The sequence below is a fragment of the Saccharicrinis sp. GN24d3 genome (assembly GCF_052400645.1).
In the GTDB taxonomy this organism is placed as follows: Bacteria; Bacteroidota; Bacteroidia; order Bacteroidales; family Marinilabiliaceae; genus Saccharicrinis.
Genome location: NZ_JBQTGI010000012.1, coordinates 85,449 through 106,430, shown reverse-complemented (window position 1 = coordinate 106,430; position 20,982 = coordinate 85,449). Strand labels below are relative to the sequence as shown.

23 protein-coding genes are annotated in these 20,982 nt (G+C 38.8%); 2 read left to right on the top strand and 21 right to left on the bottom strand.

Annotated features, from left to right (window positions below; all coding sequences use genetic code 11):
* Nucleotides 1-301: 301 nt before the first annotated feature.
* From ACT29I_RS15360 to ACT29I_RS15340, 5 genes are all read right to left on the bottom strand, one after another.
* Entirely contained in the window at nucleotides 302-1,252 is a 951-nt protein-coding gene (locus ACT29I_RS15360; RefSeq protein WP_444793881.1) for an NAD(P)-dependent alcohol dehydrogenase, read from the bottom strand.
* 51 nt (nucleotides 1,253-1,303) lie between these two features.
* Nucleotides 1,304-1,657, bottom strand: coding sequence for an MTH938/NDUFAF3 family protein (locus tag ACT29I_RS15355; protein WP_430933798.1), 354 nt, complete (start codon nucleotides 1,655-1,657; stop codon nucleotides 1,304-1,306).
* Nucleotides 1,658-1,757: 100 nt separating this feature from the next.
* Nucleotides 1,758-2,252 (bottom strand): AraC family transcriptional regulator, encoded by a 495-nt coding sequence (locus ACT29I_RS15350; RefSeq protein WP_430933797.1) that lies wholly within the window; start codon nucleotides 2,250-2,252, stop codon nucleotides 1,758-1,760.
* Between the two features lie 165 nt (nucleotides 2,253-2,417).
* On the bottom strand, nucleotides 2,418-2,717 hold the full coding sequence (locus ACT29I_RS15345) for a hypothetical protein (protein ID WP_444793880.1): 300 nt from the start codon (nucleotides 2,715-2,717) through the stop codon (nucleotides 2,418-2,420).
* A gap of 26 nt (nucleotides 2,718-2,743) precedes the next feature.
* Nucleotides 2,744-3,211: a hypothetical protein gene (locus ACT29I_RS15340; RefSeq protein ID WP_430933795.1), complete on the bottom strand. Its 468-nt coding sequence runs from the start codon at nucleotides 3,209-3,211 to the stop codon at nucleotides 2,744-2,746.
* Between the two features lie 477 nt (nucleotides 3,212-3,688).
* On the opposite strand from ACT29I_RS15340, the gene ACT29I_RS15335 reads away from it, so the two are divergent.
* On the top strand, nucleotides 3,689-4,249 hold the full coding sequence (locus ACT29I_RS15335) for a YybH family protein (RefSeq protein ID WP_430933794.1): 561 nt from the start codon (nucleotides 3,689-3,691) through the stop codon (nucleotides 4,247-4,249).
* Between the two features lie 350 nt (nucleotides 4,250-4,599).
* Here the strand turns inward: ACT29I_RS15335 and ACT29I_RS15330 are convergent, their stop codons facing one another.
* From ACT29I_RS15330 to ACT29I_RS15260, 15 genes are all read right to left on the bottom strand, one after another.
* Entirely contained in the window at nucleotides 4,600-4,896 is a 297-nt protein-coding gene (locus ACT29I_RS15330; protein WP_430933793.1) for a hypothetical protein, read from the bottom strand.
* Between the two features lie 45 nt (nucleotides 4,897-4,941).
* Nucleotides 4,942-6,036, bottom strand: coding sequence for an adenylate/guanylate cyclase domain-containing protein (locus ACT29I_RS15325; RefSeq protein WP_430933792.1), 1,095 nt, complete (start codon nucleotides 6,034-6,036; stop codon nucleotides 4,942-4,944).
* A gap of 382 nt (nucleotides 6,037-6,418) precedes the next feature.
* Nucleotides 6,419-7,447, bottom strand: a complete 1,029-nt coding sequence (locus tag ACT29I_RS15320) for a zinc-dependent alcohol dehydrogenase family protein (RefSeq protein ID WP_430933791.1) — start codon at nucleotides 7,445-7,447, stop codon at nucleotides 6,419-6,421.
* A gap of 97 nt (nucleotides 7,448-7,544) precedes the next feature.
* Complete coding sequence (locus tag ACT29I_RS15315; RefSeq protein ID WP_430933790.1) at nucleotides 7,545-8,426, bottom strand: alpha/beta fold hydrolase; 882 nt, start codon at nucleotides 8,424-8,426, stop codon at nucleotides 7,545-7,547.
* 273 nt (nucleotides 8,427-8,699) lie between these two features.
* Entirely contained in the window at nucleotides 8,700-9,542 is an 843-nt protein-coding gene (locus ACT29I_RS15310; RefSeq protein WP_430933789.1) for a hypothetical protein, read from the bottom strand.
* Nucleotides 9,543-9,571: 29 nt separating this feature from the next.
* Nucleotides 9,572-10,495: a hypothetical protein gene (locus ACT29I_RS15305; RefSeq protein WP_444793879.1), complete on the bottom strand. Its 924-nt coding sequence runs from the start codon at nucleotides 10,493-10,495 to the stop codon at nucleotides 9,572-9,574.
* A gap of 373 nt (nucleotides 10,496-10,868) precedes the next feature.
* Nucleotides 10,869-11,696, bottom strand: a complete 828-nt coding sequence (gene nudC / locus ACT29I_RS15300; RefSeq protein WP_444793878.1) for an NAD(+) diphosphatase — start codon at nucleotides 11,694-11,696, stop codon at nucleotides 10,869-10,871.
* Between the two features lie 10 nt (nucleotides 11,697-11,706).
* On the bottom strand, nucleotides 11,707-12,579 hold the full coding sequence (locus ACT29I_RS15295) for a DMT family transporter (protein WP_444793877.1): 873 nt from the start codon (nucleotides 12,577-12,579) through the stop codon (nucleotides 11,707-11,709).
* 414 nt (nucleotides 12,580-12,993) lie between these two features.
* Nucleotides 12,994-13,230, bottom strand: a complete 237-nt coding sequence (locus ACT29I_RS15290) for a (2Fe-2S)-binding protein (protein ID WP_430933785.1) — start codon at nucleotides 13,228-13,230, stop codon at nucleotides 12,994-12,996.
* 282 nt (nucleotides 13,231-13,512) lie between these two features.
* A complete protein-coding gene (locus tag ACT29I_RS15285; RefSeq protein WP_430933784.1) occupies nucleotides 13,513-14,058 on the bottom strand; it encodes a nitroreductase family protein in 546 nt (181 codons plus the stop codon).
* 99 nt (nucleotides 14,059-14,157) lie between these two features.
* A complete protein-coding gene (locus ACT29I_RS15280; protein WP_444793876.1) occupies nucleotides 14,158-15,033 on the bottom strand; it encodes a radical SAM protein in 876 nt (291 codons plus the stop codon).
* A gap of 103 nt (nucleotides 15,034-15,136) precedes the next feature.
* Entirely contained in the window at nucleotides 15,137-15,934 is a 798-nt protein-coding gene (locus ACT29I_RS15275) for an SDR family NAD(P)-dependent oxidoreductase (protein ID WP_444793875.1), read from the bottom strand.
* Nucleotides 15,935-15,975: 41 nt separating this feature from the next.
* The gene (locus ACT29I_RS15270) at nucleotides 15,976-16,266 is read right to left on the bottom strand and encodes a putative quinol monooxygenase (protein ID WP_444793874.1); all 291 of its coding nucleotides are present in this window, start codon (nucleotides 16,264-16,266) and stop codon (nucleotides 15,976-15,978) included.
* Between the two features lie 420 nt (nucleotides 16,267-16,686).
* The gene (locus ACT29I_RS15265) at nucleotides 16,687-17,568 is read right to left on the bottom strand and encodes a DUF4437 domain-containing protein (RefSeq protein WP_444793873.1); all 882 of its coding nucleotides are present in this window, start codon (nucleotides 17,566-17,568) and stop codon (nucleotides 16,687-16,689) included.
* 319 nt (nucleotides 17,569-17,887) lie between these two features.
* Nucleotides 17,888-18,034 carry a hypothetical protein gene (locus ACT29I_RS15260; RefSeq protein ID WP_444793872.1) on the bottom strand — a complete coding sequence of 49 codons (147 nt, stop codon included), beginning with the start codon at nucleotides 18,032-18,034 and terminating at the stop codon, nucleotides 17,888-17,890.
* Between the two features lie 352 nt (nucleotides 18,035-18,386).
* Here ACT29I_RS15260 and ACT29I_RS15255 point away from each other — a divergent pair, with 352 nt between their 5' ends.
* Nucleotides 18,387-19,241: an AraC family transcriptional regulator gene (locus ACT29I_RS15255; protein WP_444793871.1), complete on the top strand. Its 855-nt coding sequence runs from the start codon at nucleotides 18,387-18,389 to the stop codon at nucleotides 19,239-19,241.
* A gap of 83 nt (nucleotides 19,242-19,324) precedes the next feature.
* Here the strand turns inward: ACT29I_RS15255 and ACT29I_RS15250 are convergent, their stop codons facing one another.
* On the bottom strand, nucleotides 19,325-20,956 hold the full coding sequence (locus tag ACT29I_RS15250; RefSeq protein WP_444793870.1) for an ATP-binding protein: 1,632 nt from the start codon (nucleotides 20,954-20,956) through the stop codon (nucleotides 19,325-19,327).
* Between the last annotated feature and the right edge of the window lie 26 nt (nucleotides 20,957-20,982).

Below are 20,982 nucleotides of genomic sequence, written 5' to 3'. Positions count from 1 at the left end.
ATCCTGCCGCCAAATTTATATTTGACGGGAAGAGATAAGAGACATTTGACAAATATATTCGATGTCTGAAACCAGATAAAGCCGGTTCGAAATTTTTCGGGCCGGCTTTTTAATAAGATATATTCTATCGTTTTTTAGACTTTGATTGTTTATGGCAACTGAATACCTTGAGTAGATTATCGGCATCATACATAAGCACATCCAAAACCCAATCGAACTTTGCCTGCAAATTTACAAACATCGACTCCTACAACATTAAAGACAGTGGCCGGGCACATGCATGGTACGCCGAACTGGCTTGTTAGGTTTTGTCATGTTGCACAGTTATTACAACATTCCCCTTTTTACGTCCTGTATCAACATACCTATGTGCCTCAACAATTTGCTCTAAGGGATATTTCCTATCTATTACAACCTTAAATTTTCCCGTCTCAAATAATGAATTGAGTTGCTCCAGGTATTCAGCCTTTAATTTTGGAGATCCATCATCAATTGATACGTGTTTTCCATTGGGGGAGAGTGCGTTTTTACACTGAGCCTTTAGCTTTTTCCTGTCAATCTTGCCATAAGGCACAGCATCCAGTATAAAATCGTACCGTTCTTTACTGTTGGCAACATCCTCTTTTGTATAATCAATTACTTGATCAGCCCCAAGAGATTTCACCAGTTCAATATTTCTTGTACTGCATATACCGGTAACTTCGGCGCCAAGGTTCTTTGCAAGTTGCACTGAAGCAGTCCCTATAGCTCCCGAAGCACCATAGACCAGAACCTTTTGTCCTTTTTGTATATTGCCTTTCTCCAAAAAATACGGAGCTAAAACACCTGCATAAACGGCTGCTGCCGCTTCCTCATAACTCATCCCAGGATGCTTAATCTCAATACACCCCAGCTTCGAATCCTCTTCCGAAATACATATATATTCCGCATAAGCTCCAAAACTATAACCGGTAAATCCATAAACCTGATCTCCTTTATTAAATCGTTTCACCGCTTTACCAACTGATTCGATTTCCCCGGCAAAAACAAGTCCAGGTATAGGCTTTCGCGGTTTTTTAAAACCTATCATCACTTGAAACATCAGCCTTATAAAAAAAGGCATATCAGCACCCCGAATCAACACATCACTTCCGGTTACTGCTGTCGCAAAGTTTTTTATACATACCTCATTATCCTTCGGAACTGGTTTTGGCATTTCTTTGACCTTTAAAACTTCGGGCGGTCCGTATTTATTACAAACAACTGCTTTCATGAGATTATTAATTTTCATTTAACCATGCATACGTTTAAACTCAGGCACTTATTAGCAAGTTACATGCAATATCGCATGAATTTCCTTATCCTCCTTTTGTGAAATAAGTTTACAAGCTTCATCTGTTGGTATGCATTTGATTTCAACACCTCGCTGTTCGGCTTTTTTGAGCACCTCTCCCATGACAGGTAAACGGCCATATATACCAGTGCCGACAATCAACTGTTTGCCTTCCAAGGGTATGTTTTCATCAACAGAGAGCGGAGTATGACCAAACCTGTCCCGGAATGGCCTGGAAGCTTTTTTTTTGCGTTTACTAACCTTGCCGTTTTCTATGATTACATCATAATCGTATACCTTACCATTAATCTCGATTTCTCCAAAATCAATATATCTTGCTTTCATCAGTTTATACTATTTATTCAATAAGATAAACACTTTTGTAATACGAAGCCAATTTAGTTAGCAAGTAAGAAGTCGGGCGGAATGAGTTGTTATAGTTTTTTTATCCTTTTAGTTTTACGCTAAGACAAATATCAAGAATTTGTTGTTTCTCTGGATGTTCGTCAGAATTGTTTAGATAAATTTCATAGCTTGGTCTGGACATATCCATCTCAAAATTGTTTTTATCGGCCCAATCTTCTAATTTGTTCCAAACAGTTTCGTATTCCTTAGGTCCGGCTAATTCACAATGCTGCACTGCATATTGTCCGCCAGGCAAAGACTTTCTTTGAATTTCACCCTCAGCTTCTATATCTTGAGGAATGCTCATACAGATGTCTAATTTAAATTCTTCGGGCGGGGTCGTTTTCGAGCAGTTTTCATAGGATACTAAGAATACAGATGTTTCCGAAATTAACCCTTTGGTTCCGGCCCATCCGCAAAGCTTATTAAATAGGTCAGAAAAGATTTCCTGTTTCCCTACGAAATCACCTACAAATGAAACACATGCAACTTCCCTTGTGTCCAGTTCTTTAATTCTTGGTTGATCCGTTTTCATGGTTTTTCTCCTTTCTAAAATTTAATATCAGAGTTAATGCTATTTTCTGGTGAATGTTACTTCCATTATTAATTCCCAATTACCATAAGAATCTGGATTTTGCATTCTTAATTCTATTTTATCAGGATCAATTTTTCTGAAAGTTTGTGCTAATAGACTATCGTGTCAGTTTAGAAATAAAGTCTCTTCATTAATAAATTCACCTGTTGCGATTGAAAAATTTCCTGAATTTTCAAACCACCATAACCGAAACAGCTTTGCTTTCTCATCCCAGGCAAATATCGCATGCGCTTCATCTGTATCACTTTCAATGGCAGAAGAGTAATCAAAATAAACATACTTGTCATTTAAAGCCCGTTTGAAAATTCCGGTTCCAACACTTGTAGATGCCTCCCCAAACGAACTTTTAGGAATATTATATATCATCTTCCAATTGCCAAGTAAGAAGTCTAACTTGTTTATCATATTGGATTTCATTTAAATCCCCCTTATTATGGCTGAGTAATCTTTTCAATTATCTTTCCATATCTTTGAGCAGGAAATTTCATTATATTTGCGTAGTATTTTTTTCTTACAATGGTATTTTGGTTGCCACCATCATTAGTAGTTATAAATCTCAATTTGATATCTCTCTGTGGGAAATCATACCACCCATTTTTCTTATAGTATCTATGATCTGCTTGCCAAAGTGGTCTAAGCCTGCCCCATACATTGTCTCTGAAAATTTTATGTCCCCCAATGCCAAGAAAATTTTGCGGTTTGATATATCCCTTTACTGATAAATGAATCAATCGCTCGGCAAGACTCTGCAATTGACTGTCTATTGTTGCTGAATTTTTACACTCATCAGTAATAATAATATCCACTAAATTAGATTCCTGACAATCTGTAACTGAAGGTTCAAGGATTTGCACGAGATTATGATTTTGAGCTAAAGGTCCAGAAATGATGTATGCCATCTGCTTGTTTTGCAAAGATTATTCCATTCACCTCGCCTCCGGTCAGTGGTTTCGGTTTTGTGTTTTTAATTGCTTTACTCAGGCGTTCCGCTTGGAGGTCCCCATTAAAACAACAAGCCTCGATCTCCACAATGGAAGCGGGCTTTATCCTTTCAGCGGAGAGAGAGGGAACTGAATGCATGCCCTATGTATCCTATCCTCCATATATTACGAATATTTAGAGTAAATATTGACAAGCTTTACATTCGTTTTGTATATAGAAATAAAATTACTCCGATGAAACAAAAGTAATGAACGATGAATATCCTTTGTTCTGAAGTCATATCTGGCGGTTATGTTCACGCTCAAAAGTCCTGGCGACGGAGAAGGCTAATTCATAGTGCTATCCTTCTTGATATTAGGTAGATAATATCTTAACTTTGTATTATTATCTTTCAAAGCAATGTAACCATTCTCTGACTTAATAAGCAAGCCGCCATGAAAAATTCAGTAACATCACCTAAATTGTCAGAAGACTTTTCTGGCTTTAATAAAAAGCATTTCCGCCTTTTCCGGATTTTGAAAACAAACTTGTGTATAGTGTTTGTAATTTCGATTGTAGTACAGTTATTTACAATTGTTGGATGTACACAAAAGGTGGATTTAGCATTAGAAGAAGCTGCCATCTACAAAGTTGACAGTATGTTAGTTGCAGCTATAAATGAACGTGACGTGGAGACCTGGTTGAGCTTTCTTAGTAATGATGCTAAAATGATGCCTCCAAATGCACCAGCTGTGGAAGGTAAAGATGCAATCAGACAGATGCTTGGTGAATTTCTTAAATTTCCGAAGTTGCAAATATCTCATGATCCATATTCAGTTATTGTATCGGAGGATGCCGATATGGCCTATATTTGGTATGCCTATGAGATTGTGTTAGGTGATGGGGAAAACGCACCCCATGTTGAGAAAGGGAAGGATATTTCAATTTACAGGAAACATGCAGACGGTTCATGGAAACTTGTTGTCGATATATGGAGTTCTAATACCCTGCATTAGAACTGGTCATGTGTCATAAAAACCTTACGTAAATAATTAAAGTTCTCTCAATTAGAAATAGTAGTTTTAAAGGGGGGTATGCCATAAATGGAACACTACTTATTATAACTTATCGGGTATAACTCTATCGTTGTTAGGGAATAATATACCCGAAAAGGTATAGATGTTGATCCTATATTACTTGTGGAAGCAAAAAATATTTTAATAATAATATAAATATCCAAAACAGGAATTAAATAAAATGTAACCTCACCTATGACATAAATGCAGGCGAAGAAGTTACCAACGGTCATACCTATACCTGAAATTAGCCTTTTCCCAAGGCTATCAGCTTTACGTTTATTGAATTGCTAAAAACCCTCGATTATAGAGCCAACTAAATAATAAGAAAACAATAGAATTGCGATCCATTTTAAAATTACTGATAAAAGCCAGAAATCTATTCTGGTAACAAGAAAAATATTAGCAAGGAATACAATAAAAATTAATCCATAATGAAGCACAAAAGAGGTAATCATGAATGTAGAGCCCCAAAATGCACCCTCTTTCATCCGCTTATTTGCAATAGAAAATAGACTTCCTGCTGCTACAACAAGAATGAGGGGAATAGCGAAAGCAGCACAAAAGCCATTGTCTATTAAAAGCATAGAAAATTTCAGTTTTATTTTATGGAAGTGTGGTCTCGTAGGAGATCATGTCATTTTAATCGTATTCAGATCCACTTTCCTTTCTTTTCCCCTTAATTCAATACTGCCTAAAGTTTTCAACTCATAGATTTCGGGATTTTGAATCAAATCAAAAGTTTCCTTAGAGATCAGCATATCCACATTGTATTTATTACATGATTCCTGAATACGTGCGGTGGTATTTAAAACATCACCGGAATAGATAATCTCCTTTTTTACCATCCCTATCTCACCGGCCATCACCTGACCATGGTGAATCCCTGCTTTCATTTCTGGTATCAGCCCATATTTGTCCATGTAAATTGATCCCATATCAATAAGTTTTTGTTGGATTTCCAGGAAGCAATTAATACAATTGCCATCCTGAACACCCCTTATCAATGGCCAGGTAATTACTATTTCGTCGCCTACATATTGATAGATTTCACCTTTGTTTACTAGTATTGCCTCTGTTATATCAGAGTAAACATCGTTCAACAAATTAAAATATTTTTCATTTCCCAATTTTTCAGCTATTGTGGTAGATGATCGCATATCTGAGAACAGAAAAATTCTTTGTTCTTTTTTGGGGTGGTGGTATTTGCCCCTTATAAATTTCAGTAATATGCCTGGGCCAAATTTGTCATTCACCTGCAACATAAAGAGTGTAAAAAGGGTGATTGTTCCCCACATGATAAAATAAATAAATAGGTTAGGTGTAACAATAAATTCTAAGCTACGCTTTAAGGTTTCAAAATATTCCCTATGGTTTGAAGATATATTCCAGGAAATTACGGCAGTTATACCCAAAGTGATGATCACAAAAATTAAAATATACCCCACTGCCGTGGTTAACATTGTATGCTTAAACGACTTTCTCCTGAAATATTTACTATTAACAAATATCAATAATGAACCGCCAAATATACCAGCAAATAGTCCAATCAAAATATTTATTAATAATTGTGTATTTGCCTTATATAGCTGGCTCGCACCCATACTATAAGGCGACGTTAGAATGGCATTTTCATACAATACGATGAAACTGCTGAACACAGTGTATAGAATACTAATTATTGCCAGTTTGCCAAGATTCATTTTTATTTCTGAGAATATTTTCATGACGATTTTTTTAATTCCCCAATCATGCCTTCAAGCCCCCGATCCAGAATAGTACATTTCTCCCTTTGAACATCCAGATAGCTATTTAAGTCTTTTGTGAGTTTAGGATGCCCGCAATTTTAATTAACTCGAAAACCTGGTTGGCTTTAACCCGCAATATGCATTTATACTCGTGTTATGCAATTAAACTACCTCAAAACAAGGCGTTTCACTGAGTTGCCTCAACTCACTGTAGCAATGCTCCCGAAAGTAATCGGGACAAGTAATGCCTCGTTTTAGCAATGCCTTGTTTTATGGTAATATAAATGCTCATTACGCACCTCTAATCCGGGTTGAACAACATTCTTTGCACTTCTTCCTGTCAATGGCCGACAAAGTGGATTCAATCCATTCTCAACACTTTTGCTCCACGGATCTTTCTGGTTTTGAGTTCAACCAATGCTTTGTTGGCATCTTCTAACGCAAATTCCTGAACCTCGGGTTTGATATGCATTTCCGCCGCAAGTGCCAGAAACTCGCTTACATCTTTTCGGCTGACGTTGGCTACGCTCTTAATTTCCTTCTCGAGCCAAAGGTGTGTAGGGTAGTCTAACTTTAAAAGATAATCTATGTCTGCTTTTTCCTTACGGATCGCGTTAATGACCAACCTTCCGCCGGGTTTCAGATTTTTCAATGCTTCAACCACTGGTTTCCAAGCCGGTGTGGTGTCAATAATGCAATCCAGTTTTTCCGGAGATTCCTCCATAGCTTGGCCTGCCCAGACTGCGCCAAGCTCTTTGGCAAATTCCCTCTCCTTTTCGCTCCTTGTAAAAACAAAGACTTTTACATCCGGATATCGATGCCTTACCATTTTCAAGACAAGGTGAGCGGAAGCCCCAAATCCGGTCAGGCCCAGATTTTGCCCATTCCTGATCCCCGTCAATCTCAAAGAGCGGTAACCAATGGCTCCGGCACACAACAATGGGGCGGCCTCACAATCCTCAAAACTATCGGGAAGGTGATGGGCAAAGCCTTCCCGGACAGTCATATACCCGGCATAGCCACCATTAACATCCCTGCCTGTTGCCCTAAAGTGTTCGCACAAATTCTCATTGCCTGACAGGCAGAACTTGCAGGTTCCGCAAGCAGCATAAATCCATGCGATGCCCACCCGGTCACCGATTTTGAAGATTTTGGTGTTACTACCGACAGCTTCGACCCGCCCTACCACCTGATGACCAAGAACAATAGGCAAATGAGGCGGTGGTGTGCGTCCCTCAATCTCGTCCAATTCGGTATGGCAAACACCGCAAGCCGATACTTTTACCAGAATCTCGTTCTTTGCAGGTACAGGATCAGGCAGCTCGGTCAACTCCAGCGGGGTCGGATTCTCTCGAAGCCTGCAAAGCTTCTTTAACACCATTGCTTTCATATGTTTAAAGATTAGCAAAACTCTGATAACCAGTGCAAATTTCAATCATGCTCCTGTGTGCCCAATTATTTGCCCTGGCCATGCCAGTTTCATCTGTTTATTCTTGTAATAGTTCTAGCCTGATATATTGAAGCGCTTCTGTTAAAAGCTTATTGAATTCTTCGGGTTTTTCCATCATTGGAAAATGTCCGGTTTCTTCTATGTAAAAAAGCTTATAGTTTTTGATATGTCGTTTATTTTCCTGTGTATTCGTTGGCCATAGCCGAGCGTTAATCGATACGACAGGAATCGTTATACTTTCAAAAACCTGAATGGCTTCGCTGTTTACATATTGCTCTATATAATTGCGAAAAGCACTTAAGGCAATGCTTTTAGGGGCAGAAGACATGTCTTCTTTAATCCAACGAACTAATTCTTTGTCAGTTTCCTGAGGAAACATGGCCAGGACAAAACTTTGTGCAGCAGTCACAAAATTATCTTCAAAAGGCTTTACCATTTCATCAAAAGCATGTTGAGGTAATTGCTCAGCAACGTTTTGAAAGGTGTCAATACCAATAATAGAAATTACTTTTTGGGGTATCAGTTGCGCGGCTTTTGCTACCACACTTCCACCCATTGAGTGACCGATCAAAATAGCTCTATTTATTTTCTCCCTATCGATTACTGCTTTAATATCCTTAGCGAATGACAACATGGTACAGTCAACTCGATTTGTTGAAGAATTACCATGTCCAGCAAGGTCGATTGCAATCACTTTATAATCTTTTGAGAACACAGATGTCTGATTCTTCCAGTATCGACTATCACAGCTCCAACCGTGAACAAAAATCAACGCAGTTTCCCCGGTTCCATATACGTTATACGCGATTCGTTCAGTATCACCGGATATCGCAACATCATGCTTAACAAAAGCAACGTCTCTGTTACATCCCAATAAAATGGAAAAAGAAAGTAATGTTCCAAAAATAATTTTTTTCATTTTATCTGCATTTCTCTGATCTGAGTGTACCCGGAACCGGTTGTAAGTTTGTATAAATAAGTTCCGGATACTATGTTTTGGTTATAAAATAAAAAGTCATAGGTGCCGACAGATAGATTTTCGTTTACCCATGTAGCTAATATTTGTCACCGGATGATTTATAAATAGTTATGGTAATATGGTCGGGTCTGTTTAATGACAGGACATTAAATTGTTAGTGACAGTATCTTACTTCGTGAAGTTCCATGAAGTATAAGTCTCCGGGAATTATGTTTACAAACTCCAGCTTTCTTTTCTTTTCAGAAATCCGGTTACCAAATTATAAAACGCGTACAGTTCCAATGGGAAAGATAAATACCCCAGATACCCTAACAATGGCATTTCAAAAATATGTAAAAAATCGACAAACGGTATTTTATAGAGCCATTTGGGATAGGAATAAAAATTCCACATTTCCCAAAACAAGCCACAAGTCAGGCATCCAACGGATAATGCAATCAACGGCCGCCAGTCGCCCCGGGCAAGATGGTCGAACAATGATTTATGCTTTAACCAAACATTGACCGGCTCAATAATAAAATAAACCGACAACCACATAAGCGGGAAAAAGTATCTTGGAAAGATGAGTAATAAGGCTAACATGAGCCAGCCCAGCATAAAAATGCTAAGCATCTTTTTAGGGGTCGGAATAATCCGAAATCCGGTCTTGATTTTTGAATGCCATTTAAAAGTGGTAATCAGGTTGGCCGTGCAAAAAACGGCAGGTATAACTGTTGAAAAACTTAATGAGGCCAGAATAGCATATTGTAAATCAGTAAAAAACTGACGTCCATCGTAAAACCAGTTCTGGGCGCGAATATTAAGTAACTCAAACAACCACCAAACGGGTATGGAGATCAAAAACATTTCCCAAAACAACAAACGGTCCCGCGTAAAAATGGAGTTTCCCCTTCGGACAACAGTAAGGCCGTCGACTGCTAGGCAATAGCCAAACCACAATGGAAAAAACATCAAGTGCGCGCGCAGACCAGAAAGGAACCAATTCAGGCTCCAGAAGGTTGCGATTAATGCGAATCCAATCCAACCATGTATGGGCAGTTTTTTAATGAACGACATGGTATTGCTTGCAGTATTTGTTATTTTCTTTAATCGTATGATAGTTTCAATTGAAGCCGTATTGTTTTTTCTACGGAAGCCAACCATTTCTTTTCATACGTTGGTTCACCCAGTATTGACAACACATCTGTGTCTATTTTTTTGTCAGACCCTTGTTCGCCACAAAAAATCTTCAGACTGTTACAGACAACTTCCATACGAGGTCGAAGTGGCGATAAGGATATATTCCATGCACAAGCTGCAAAAGGCCTTTGGGGCTTAAGGTTTCCACCTATAACCTCAAGTATAATCTGCAGGTTTTCTACAAACTTCCAGTGGCAAGTCCAAAGAAGGTAGATAGCTAAACCCAATGAGAAACTTCCTCCATCTAATCCTTTTAGGTCGTCAAAAGGCATGGTTTCAATGGTGTGTCGCCAAAAATCTTCATGTTCCCTATAGTATTCCGGACAGTTGTTCTGGCCAACCACCAACCATGCATATTGGGTACTTGGATCTTGTTCTGACCCTGTCCAGCCGGTCCAACTGCGTATTTTTTCGATGACACGCTGGACCTGCCATTCTTTTAAAGGGGTACGTTTTTCCAAACAAGTATGAATCACAGATGCCTGTATAGAATCAGTGGACCAATCGATCGATGAAATGGGACATCCGGCACCCCATGCCGATAAGGCACCAGAAACTCGCTTCGACAGTGTTTCTTTTGGATGAATTTGGCCTGGGGTCCGTGTGCCTAATCCTTTATTTGCCTGTCCTGTCCCTATTGCTTCAAGTATGTTGTGGACCCATCTTTCTGCCTTGTGGTGGCACATTTCCAAACAGCTAATCAGTTCTCGGGTTTTCAATACATTCTCAGCCAACGGGGCAATCTGGTCCTCCAAACGATCAATATTTACAATCTCGGAATCGCTTTTTTGCCCAATATCACAGTTCTTCCACCAATCACGTTTTATCATCAACTTTTACCCGGTTTCTGAAATTAGACTTTTGTTATCGGATGGTTACATCACATGGCATTTACACTGCTTCGCCTTGTCAGTACCATTTGCCTGACGAAGACATACTTAAACCCGGATTATGCATTAGAACTTCGTCGTGAACATTGAAAGTGCAATAAAACAAGGCTTTACTGAAACGAGGCATAGCATCGTTATGGTGAGTTGAAGTGAAGCAGCGGTGTGTCTTGTTTTGAAACAATTTCAATGTGTAATAGATTTTCTAATGCATATTGCGGGTTAAACAGATACAAATCTATTTATAGCAAAATTACTATTTACAAGGAAGTAAGTCAAGGGAAATAAAACACGTTATACACTAATGGGAAGCGTATTACAATTCTCCGATATTAAACTTATCGATGATTTCGCCGGCAATACTTCGATTGGAGGGATAGTTGGGAAGATCATTTCGATCATACCAATCGGCTTCTAAAATTTCTCTATTATCCACCCGGATAGTCTGTTCTTCCGCTGCTTCCGCAACAAAACCGATCATCACAGACCCGGAAAACGGCCAGGGCTGGCTTTTGTAATAGCGTATATTTTTTATTTCCACCCCCACCTCTTCCTGCACCTCACGGACAACAGCATCCTCGATGGATTCACCCACATCTACATATCCGGCCACCAACGAATAAAACCCTTCGGGAAAATGTGCTCCTCTGGCCAACAAAATTTTATCGTTACAAATAATCGCCACAATAATGGCCGGAGAAATAGTAGGGTATTTAGTATTTTGACACGAAGGACACACAACGGCTCTCTCGTCTAATCTTGGTTCTGTCAAAGTTCCGCATTGACCGCAATATTTATGCTGGTCGTACCAGTTTTTTAACTGCAATGCAACGCTGGCAACCCAATCGAGCTCCTTTTCCGAAAAGGGATTTCGAAAGTGAATGTCGTGAAATACAAACCGTTCTTCATGCTGTGCTGTGCAATCCCGCACCAAAAAACAAGGCGTATTTTTAAAAGTAAAAAGAAAAACCCCATCGGAAGCACATCCGTTCATATCCTTTTTTGTAGGAATTTCAAGCGACTCTCCGCTTTGCTTCATCATTAAAGCATTCCCCTTAAAACAGAAAACATAATCGTTCTCATTGAATTCCATCTTAGCCACAAATCTATTGTCAAACTGATGTGGGTGAATATCTTGAATCATAGCGCTGTGTTTAATTGGATGGTTGTTTTTTATAGGTCCTCAAGCTTTCCAGTACTACAGTGGCAAATATAATAATCCCCCCTATTATGGAGCTCGACCTTGGATATTCACTTAAAAATATGATACCTATCAACACCCCGTATAATAGCTGGGAACTACTCATTAAACTAATTGAAGTAACCGAAAAGTTTTTTAGGCTGTACAAAAACAGTGTATGCCCAATGGCTGTGGTCAATAACGAAAGCAATAATATGCCAGGCAATTGGTCTGCAAGGTTAAAATCTTTGCAAATTAAAAATACGGGAGAAAACACAACTGCAATAACTATCAGTTGATACATCATCACTACCGATCCATTATAAGATTGAACTTTTGATTTGGTAATAATATTTCTAAGTGAATAAAATACTGCAGAAAGAACACCTACACATAAGGCTTTAAAATAATCGTTCTTTAAGTCGAACTCAGGTACCAGGAAATAGACACCCACCAAGGTCATCAACCCTAACAGGATCTGCGCATTTTGAAATCTCTTTTTTAAAATAAGCGGTTCCAATAGCGAGGTGATTACCGGAAAGGTAAACAGCGATATCATACCCATCGCAACGCTCGATAACACCAGCGAGTAAAAATAGGTGACCCAATGTAAGCCCATCAGCACACCGCTTAATACAAGTACCCCTCTATCCTGTTTCCGAATTTTTAAATCGAACTTTTTCCATCTGCAAAACAGGTATATAAAAACACCTCCTAATAAAGCCCTGGATGCTATCATTACAGGAACGGGCAATTCAATATACCTGGCCAAAGCACCAGAAGTGCTCATAAAAACAATGGCTATATTCAATTCCAGAATATTCCTGAGGTGTTTGTTGTTAGTCATTGGTCAATCAGTCATTTGTCAATGAACAATATGGTATTATTTAAAATTATAGGAGTTGAAGTTACTGCAAAAGAAACTACAGAGTTGATGGCAATACCAAATGTTTAATGTTTGATTTTAAACACCGTTTAAGCGAAAACTACAAATACTATAGTTAATATTTATTGATAAGTAACAGATAATAATCCAACAGTTGACCAGCGAGCAAATAGCCCACTGATGCACTTACTGAGATATTAATCTACATTTACGATCTCACATTGTAAATCACAACACTTATTGTTATGACCTCCTAACAGATGCCAATTTCACTTCTTCCTTTCATTCCCAAAATCCACCGAAATTTCCGGGTTCAGGAATGTTGTTTGGGACATTATTTATTAACAATTGGTATTGCGAGTGGTAACTTCATCCTTAAGAGCAGCCACAAGTACACTTAGGTCCCTCGATATGACCATGATGGTCAATAATCATTTGCTTCACTTCTTCTTCGCAACAAATGCCCTTGGGGTGCATTTTTTCGCATTGGTTATCCTTACAGGCATCGGTACTCCAACGAATATCTTCCAACGACTTGGCGCCTTTTTCAATGGCCGCTTGAACCGTTGCCCTGCTTACATTGCGGCAATAACATATCATATCTATCTCCATGATCCTATTTTTTTATTGGCTGCAAAGATAAGAGATTTTAAATAATAGAAGATGAACGCCTAGGCATTGCTCCTCGTCCGATGCCAAAGGCCATAGCCGACGGCAGTCCACTACAGCTTCAGCGACACGCAAAAAGGCGTAGCGATATTACTATGTGAATATTTACCCTCATCCCTCCAACTTAGGCAGAGTGCTTCCCTGAGCTCACAGCTGAGGGAAGAGCCCTTGCGATTATACCTTTGGCCACGGGATGTCGCTTCCCCCCAACAAACCATATTCCGTTTACACAAAGCGCATAATTTCCTCAACTGATTTACGAGGAGTAGGCTTTGGGTGTTCACCTTCTTCGTAACCGTAAACAATAAGTGCGGCCACAGTTTCTTCTTCGGGCAGCCCAACAATTCCTGATATTTTCTCATCATTAATCACTCCCATAACACAAGTACCCACACCTTTTGCGTGAGCTGCTAAACAGAATGTTTGACAAGCAATACCCGCATCAAACACTTCCCATACATTGGCTTTAGAGGTAACATACTCGTCTTTATCGAGTTTGCCACTTTTACCTTTTACAAAACTCAATACGGCAACCCCTTTGGCTTCTTTTAACGTGTTCACGTTATAAACAAAACCATCAACCCCATCCGCTGCCAGTTTTTCGATTACCGTTCTGTTATCCACCAAGGTATATCTTGCTACCTGAAAGTTTCCCCAGGAAGGAGCCCATCTGGCCAGCTCAACAATCTCTTTCATGGTTTCATGACCTACCTTTTCATCCTTGAATTTACGAACGCTACGGCGCTCTTTAATCATTTCAATTGCATCCATTCTTTATGTTTTTCTGGTTATTAATCAATTTCTTGTTGTAAACACAATGTGTAATTAAAGCCATTTAAGATTACTCCAATGCTTTCCCGTTCCCTCTTATTAAATTGAATGACGCTCGGGCACACTTTCCAAAAGGGCCTCTTCCATATCGGAAATGGCATTTTTAATCCTGTCAATGGCTCCCTGTTTGTCACCGGGCAGTTTTGCATCGAAGCTCACGGTGTTTATGATATGTATCCCCATGTAGTAGGTTGGCACATCCACCAACTCTAATGTTTTAATTTGCTCTTCGAGCACTTCTCGTTCGGTAGCCAATTCAAACTTTCCATCGGCTATATCTTTAGCCAGTATGGTTCCATCGTTGGGGCTTAATGTAGTTGGAACAATTCCTACAGGTTTTACCTTATTGATCAGTCTTGCATTGGCTTGAGCGTTTTCAATACCTTTTCCTTTGCCGGCAGCACCAAACATAAAGCCATAAAAGAAGGTCATCCCCACCTTATTCAAACGCTCCAGCTGAATTTCCGCATCCTCAAGCGTAGCACCTTTGTTAAGATATTTGAGTGCTTCGGCATGCCCGGTTTCTACCCCGATCCATAGGTCACCAATACCCAATTTGGCCAACTCAGCCAGCTCTTCATCTGTTTTACCCATAATATTATTGATGGAAGCGTACATTGTTATTACCTCAACCTGAGGCAGGTAATCATGTATTTTTTCGGCAATCACTTTTAAACGCCTCGCTGAAAGCACAAAGGCATCTCCGTTAACCAAAAACACCCGCTTTACGTTTGGGTATAACTGCTTGGCTTCTTTCAGGTCCCTCTCTACCTGATCTATTTTATCTACCGAGAAGTTCACATCGCGGTACATGGTACAAAACGTACATTGATTATGCGCACATCCTACGGTTACTTGTAGCAATAGTGTGTTCGCCTCGTAAGGAGGTCTATATACTGGTCCTGTATAATTCATTTTAATTTATTTTTGGACAGGATTAACAGGATTTACAAGTTATCTTTACGTTAAACATTCAATCATATTAATCTTTTCAATCCTATCCGAATTTCTTTGCGCTCTAGTTTCTCAAAAGTTTGTTTGTAAAATCTATCAATTGATTGATGGCATCCTCGTTGTAGGCATCTTGGTGTGCATTGGCATACCCTCCCCTGTCATTATCAAAATATTTCCCTGTTACACCCTTATGGGCCTCATCAACTGCCAAGTCGTATTGAATATCTGCACCTTTTTCGGCAGGCGACCAATGTTGACCGTAAGCTTCGTTAGCCATTTTTGTATTCAGTAACGAACCGGGGTTCACTGCAATTACCGCGACCTTTTCCAATTCTTTGGCCAAACGAAAACTCCACATGGTCAGTGCCAGTTTGCTCATGGCATACGAAGCGTTTAACGAGACACGCTGCTTACCAATCATAGCGGCATAGGAAATATCCGACTGTGCTGCAGAACTTAAGTTAATGATACGTGCATCAGTTCCTTTTTCGAGCAACGGCAGTAATTCTTTGGTTAGCATATAAGGAGCAACATAGTTAACCACAAACCTCAGATCCAATCCGTCTTTACTTAATATTTCAGCAGTTTTGAAAATACCTGCATTGTTAATTAAAATATCAATATGTGATAATTTTGCATTCACTTCTTCCGCCATCCTTTTCACGGCATCTAATTCAGACAGGTCAGCCACAAAACCATCTACATTTTCGTTTTTAGTCGAAAATTTTATTTCTGCAACTGTTTTTTCGACTTTGCCTTCGTTTCTGCCATGCACATAAACCGAATGACCTTCACTTGCCAGTTTAATGGCAACCAGCTTACCAATACCGTCGGTACTTCCTGTGATTAATATATTTTTCATTGGATTATTTTGTTAATGTATACCATAAAATGCGGACATAATTAAGCAATATGCGTCATCTCGTTTACAATAAATTCTTCAATTGCACCTTTTGTTGCTTCCTGAAAGGCAACAAAGTGTGTATTACTGGCATGTTTTTCCAAAGAATCACGGTTTTCCCAGTTTTCGAAAAACAGGAATAAATTTTCATTTTCATTGTCCCGATGCAAGTCGTAATTGATACATCCCTCTTCGGCCCTGGTGATATCGATAAGTTTTAGCAGTTCTTGTTTTACTAATTCTTGTTTTTCCGGTTTGGCTAAAATTCTTGCTACAATAGTTAATTTACTCATAACAGTATTTTTATTTTTTTCAAGTTCTCGCAAATTAACACCGATGAATTCGCTGAGTTCCGCTGGTTAATTTACCATACAAATTTACTTTGCTTACCACTATCAACCGTTGTATGCGAAAGGGTTATAATTGTACATTTATTGGATAAACAACAAATACCTTTTTAACTGCTTACCCAGGCTGAATTAGCACCTGCATTAAAACCGTCAACAAACCGTGCCTCTATCAAAAAGAAAGAAAAAGCACCAGGATCTCCTGATGCTTTTTAGCTCTGTACTTTTTTTCTTAATCCCATACTTTCAATTTCCAGTAGGATGTTTTCTGTTAACACAAGGACTCCAAGCCTGTAAAAACCAAAAAACTAAATGATACTTTGCGCGCTCAGTGACTTCGTGGTTCAATTTTAAAAATTAAACTGACTACTTTGCAGGAATAATTTCGTACGCTCCATTCGCACGTACATAAAATACACATTCACTTGTAGCGCTTGAAGTAATTTGGTGAACCCCTCCTCCCGTAGATGCAAAATAACTACCTAGTTCAAGTATCTTAACGTCGTTTTTTCCGCCAACCTGATATTGCGGCTCACCTTTAATCAATACTGAGCGAAAACTCGAACCATGGCTTACTATCTTACCGCTAAATCCGGCAGGTAATTTTATAAGCGTTCCATTCAACTCATCGACTTGCGGCTTACCCCATAGAAAAGCAACTTTTGGCCCATTAGACATGGCAGCTGTTTCTGGTTGGTCGATCCATTTAACATCCGATGCATCTAACCAAACCATGTTTGACCTGTCCACGTTAACCGGTCTCTCCCCACTATCGAAATGTTCATCGGCAGGAAGTACCAAATAAGGTCCTTCCTCAATCTCGATATAGGCCAATGAAGTAGTCCCTTTTGCAGAAGTAATATGTACCTCGCCCTTAGGCTGTGTCCAGAAAGAACCAGCAGGCATCCACATATTTGCAGCTCCCGGATCGTCGTTATGAATTAAGCCTTCAATTACAATTCCCCGGTAAGAAATATTGTGAATATGTGGCGGTGACGAAAAACCATCTGTTGGTTTCAATAGAAAGCCGGTTGGCTCATTCCCTTTTCTATCTCCCCAAAGTGTGCCTGCTTTTGGAGCTAAATCACCTCGTTTAGGGTTCAGGTGGTCCCACTTTACTTCCGATGCCAGTACAAGTTCATAGCTTGCTTTTGTATTTTGTTGAGCGGTTTTCTTTCCCGTTGCTACTTTTGAGTTTGTGCATGAGGCCATAAGGCTAACACATGCAAGTAATAATAATGTTCTCATATTTTTATGTTTTTTTTGTTTTTTGTAACTATCAGTTATGAAATTGAATTGGATGTATTAGATGCATGTAAATCAGCTCTAAATTCTATCACATAACAATCTAACGATCTATTTGTTACCACTTTCCCCAATGGATGTTATTGGCATCGAACTTATCCTTTGGCTGTTCAATTCCTGTTGGGGTTCCCATACACGCCTTTAAAATCGTAGTTCAATCCTCCTTGGAAACTGCTTATCGGTATAACTCCCTACGCTTTTACGACTGTGAATTACCGAGAGTATAGCTTCTTTTTTTGTAGTTGTTGATAAAGAAATATCCTTAACCTTCTGTTTGGTTTCCCTCCGTTTTATCGGCAAAAAATTCAATCCCAAAAACCTTTTCGTTTTGCATTGCCAAAACACCCACTAATAACACAATAACCAAGGTGGCATAAACCTTTTGAATTATTCCTTTGCTTGTCCTCATCTTCTTTATTTTGTCAGTAATAAAATGATGACAACTGCCGCCAGAATAATATTAATTACATCACTTACAGTTAACTTCTTCATATTCCCCCTTTTTGATATTAGTTCCTAAATTGTCTTTATATCTTATCTGCGTCAGCAAAATTACATGAAGATGATACTTCAGTATTGTACTTTACATGGAAAAAATTGTATCTATAGCTGTTTTATGTTTAAATAACAATGTTGTATTTAACTTTCAGGCCATTGTATTAATATTGGTATAAATCAGGATTAAGCTTCCTTAACATCACAATAACATCATATTTGTCATCTATTACCTATATTCGCACAATAAAACCAATTATAGTACCATGTTTACAGAATTCTCCAAAAAATTATTTGAAATTCATATCGAAGAACTATCCTCATGGGAGAAAAGACCTCATAAGCATAATTTCTTTGAAATAGTATATGTTGATAAAGGTTCAGGTTTTCAATGCATCAATCAGCATGAGTTTGAATATAAAGAAGGAAATATCTTTTTACTTCCTCCCTTAGATTGCCACTCGTTTAAAATCAATGAGCCTTCAAGATTTTACTTTGTACGTTTTACCGATAATTTCTTTTTAAAAGATGATGGGTTGACGAATTACAATGAGTGGTTCGATAAAATTGCATACATCACAGCAAACTACAATAAGGTACCCGGAGATATTATCCCTACCGAAAGGGAACGGAATTTCATTATTGACAATATAAAATCCATTTATCAGGAATATCTGGCTTCCGATAATTATTCGGATTCGATAATTGCCGGCTCCGTAGCATCCATCCTTAATATACTGGCGCGTAGTATAGAAAAAAGATATGTGGACCAGGCTAACGAAACAGATAACCGTTTTGGTGAAATTTTGAGGTTCATCAACACCAACATCTTTAACAGCGACAAACTTAGGGTACCCTTTTTGGCTGACAAATTTGGTATCTCAAAATCGTATTTCTCGCAGTACTTTAAAAAACAGGCCGGTGTGAGCTTAGCAGATTACATCATAAAGTCGAAGCTAAGGATTGTTGAGACCAAGGTTTTACATACGGACCTTTCTTTGAAAGAAATAGCATTCCAACTCAATTTTACCGATAGCAGTCACTTGTCCAAATCGTTTAAGAAGGTTTATGGCATGACAGTGAAACAGTTTAAAAACAGCGGTCAGGTAAGTTGTGCCTAGTGTCATGTCTCAGCAACGCAATGTGGCGACAAACACGACGCAAGGGCAGAACAGCGTGTATCGCGCAGTAATATTTGAGTACCTTACAACTTATGATTGGGAATACGAACGTAAAAAGTTGTTCCTTTTTTAGGTTCGGATTCTATGGTTATTTCACCACCCAACAAGTTGACGTATCCTTTAGTAATAGACAACCCCAAGCCTGAACCTTCAAAATTTCTGGAATAGGAAGTGTCCGCTTGCACAAACTGATCAAAAATATCGGCTTGTTGGCTTAACGCTATTCCTATACCGGTATCTTCCACCCAAAATTCGGCACATTCCTGATTTACCGAATATGTGACTGCAACGTATCCTTGTCTGGTAAACTTAATACCATTTTTTATTAGATTGGTGAGTATTGAATTAAGTTTATATTCATCGGTAACAAAGCCTTTGGTTGAAATCACCCCCTTTTCTGCTACGTTTAGCTTTATTCCCTTGACTTTTGTTTCCTGTGTAAAAAAAGACTGAAGCTGCATTAATATCCCTTTGATATTAACCGCATTGTAACTCGGTTCTTCAACACCTGATTCTAGTTTTGAAACGTCGATGATATTATTGATCGTCCCCAGCATCCGGTTGCCACTTTGCTCTATCACATTAATAAAATGCAATTGTTCCTCTGACAAATATTCCTCTGTTTTTAAAAGCTCGGTAAATCCGAGAATACCGTTCATTGGTGTTCTTATTTCGTGACTCATATTCGCCAGGAATGCCGTCTTCATTTTTTCACTTTCCTCAGCTCTGATCTTTTGCCGCTTTAACTCTTTCATTATTTGAGAATTCAGATCCAGTTGATACTGCAGGTCCTTGGTCCTGCTTCGGACCCTTGCTTTTAAAATCCGGTTTACAATTAGCAAAAGCAGAAAAAGGATTAAAATGATGGTACTGGCAATCACGGTGTATTTATAATATTTCTGCCATTCGTTATGGCTTTGATCATATTCCGTGATCCACTTGTCATAAATCTTTTGATATTCCCCGTTTGCCAATATAACCTCTAATCCATTATTCAAAAGCGCAGCTAATTCAGGAGCTGTCTTTAAAACTTTAAATCCCATGCCACGTTCCAAAATGTGATGATCCAAGGCACTTACGTAATCTTTAGCCTGTATTTTGGCCTGGTAAATACCCGCTACCCTTTGTGCAAAGGCACAAGTAACATCGGCTCTATCGAGGGCGGCACTCAATTGTTCATAATCCGTTACAAATAAAAATTTAACCGATGGATTGATGGATCGTACGTAATGAATCAACACGTCATGTTCCCACAAAGCCACAAGCGGTTCTTTCAATGATCTGAATCGTTCAAGTGAGAATCTGCTATGAAATTGAGTATTATATAAAAAACTGTGAGAAGTATTTATCGTAGACCTCGTATATATGTAGTCATTATCCGGACTCCCAGGGTAGTTAACACCACCAACGGCCTGCGTCCCGCTATTTTCAAGTGCCTGATTGATAGCCTCCCATGCTCCTCCGGAAATATGAATATCTGACTTATAAAGATCTTTAATGGCGTTTAAAATATCGATATTAAACCCAACCAACTCTCCTTCTTCATTCATAAATTGATAGGGAGGGTAACTATTGCTAAATGCGACTTCGTACTGAGCATTGGCACTAATGAAAGTAAGCACCACGAATGCGATGACGGCAAAGGTTTTATGCATAGTGAGGATTCATTTCGGAACAAATG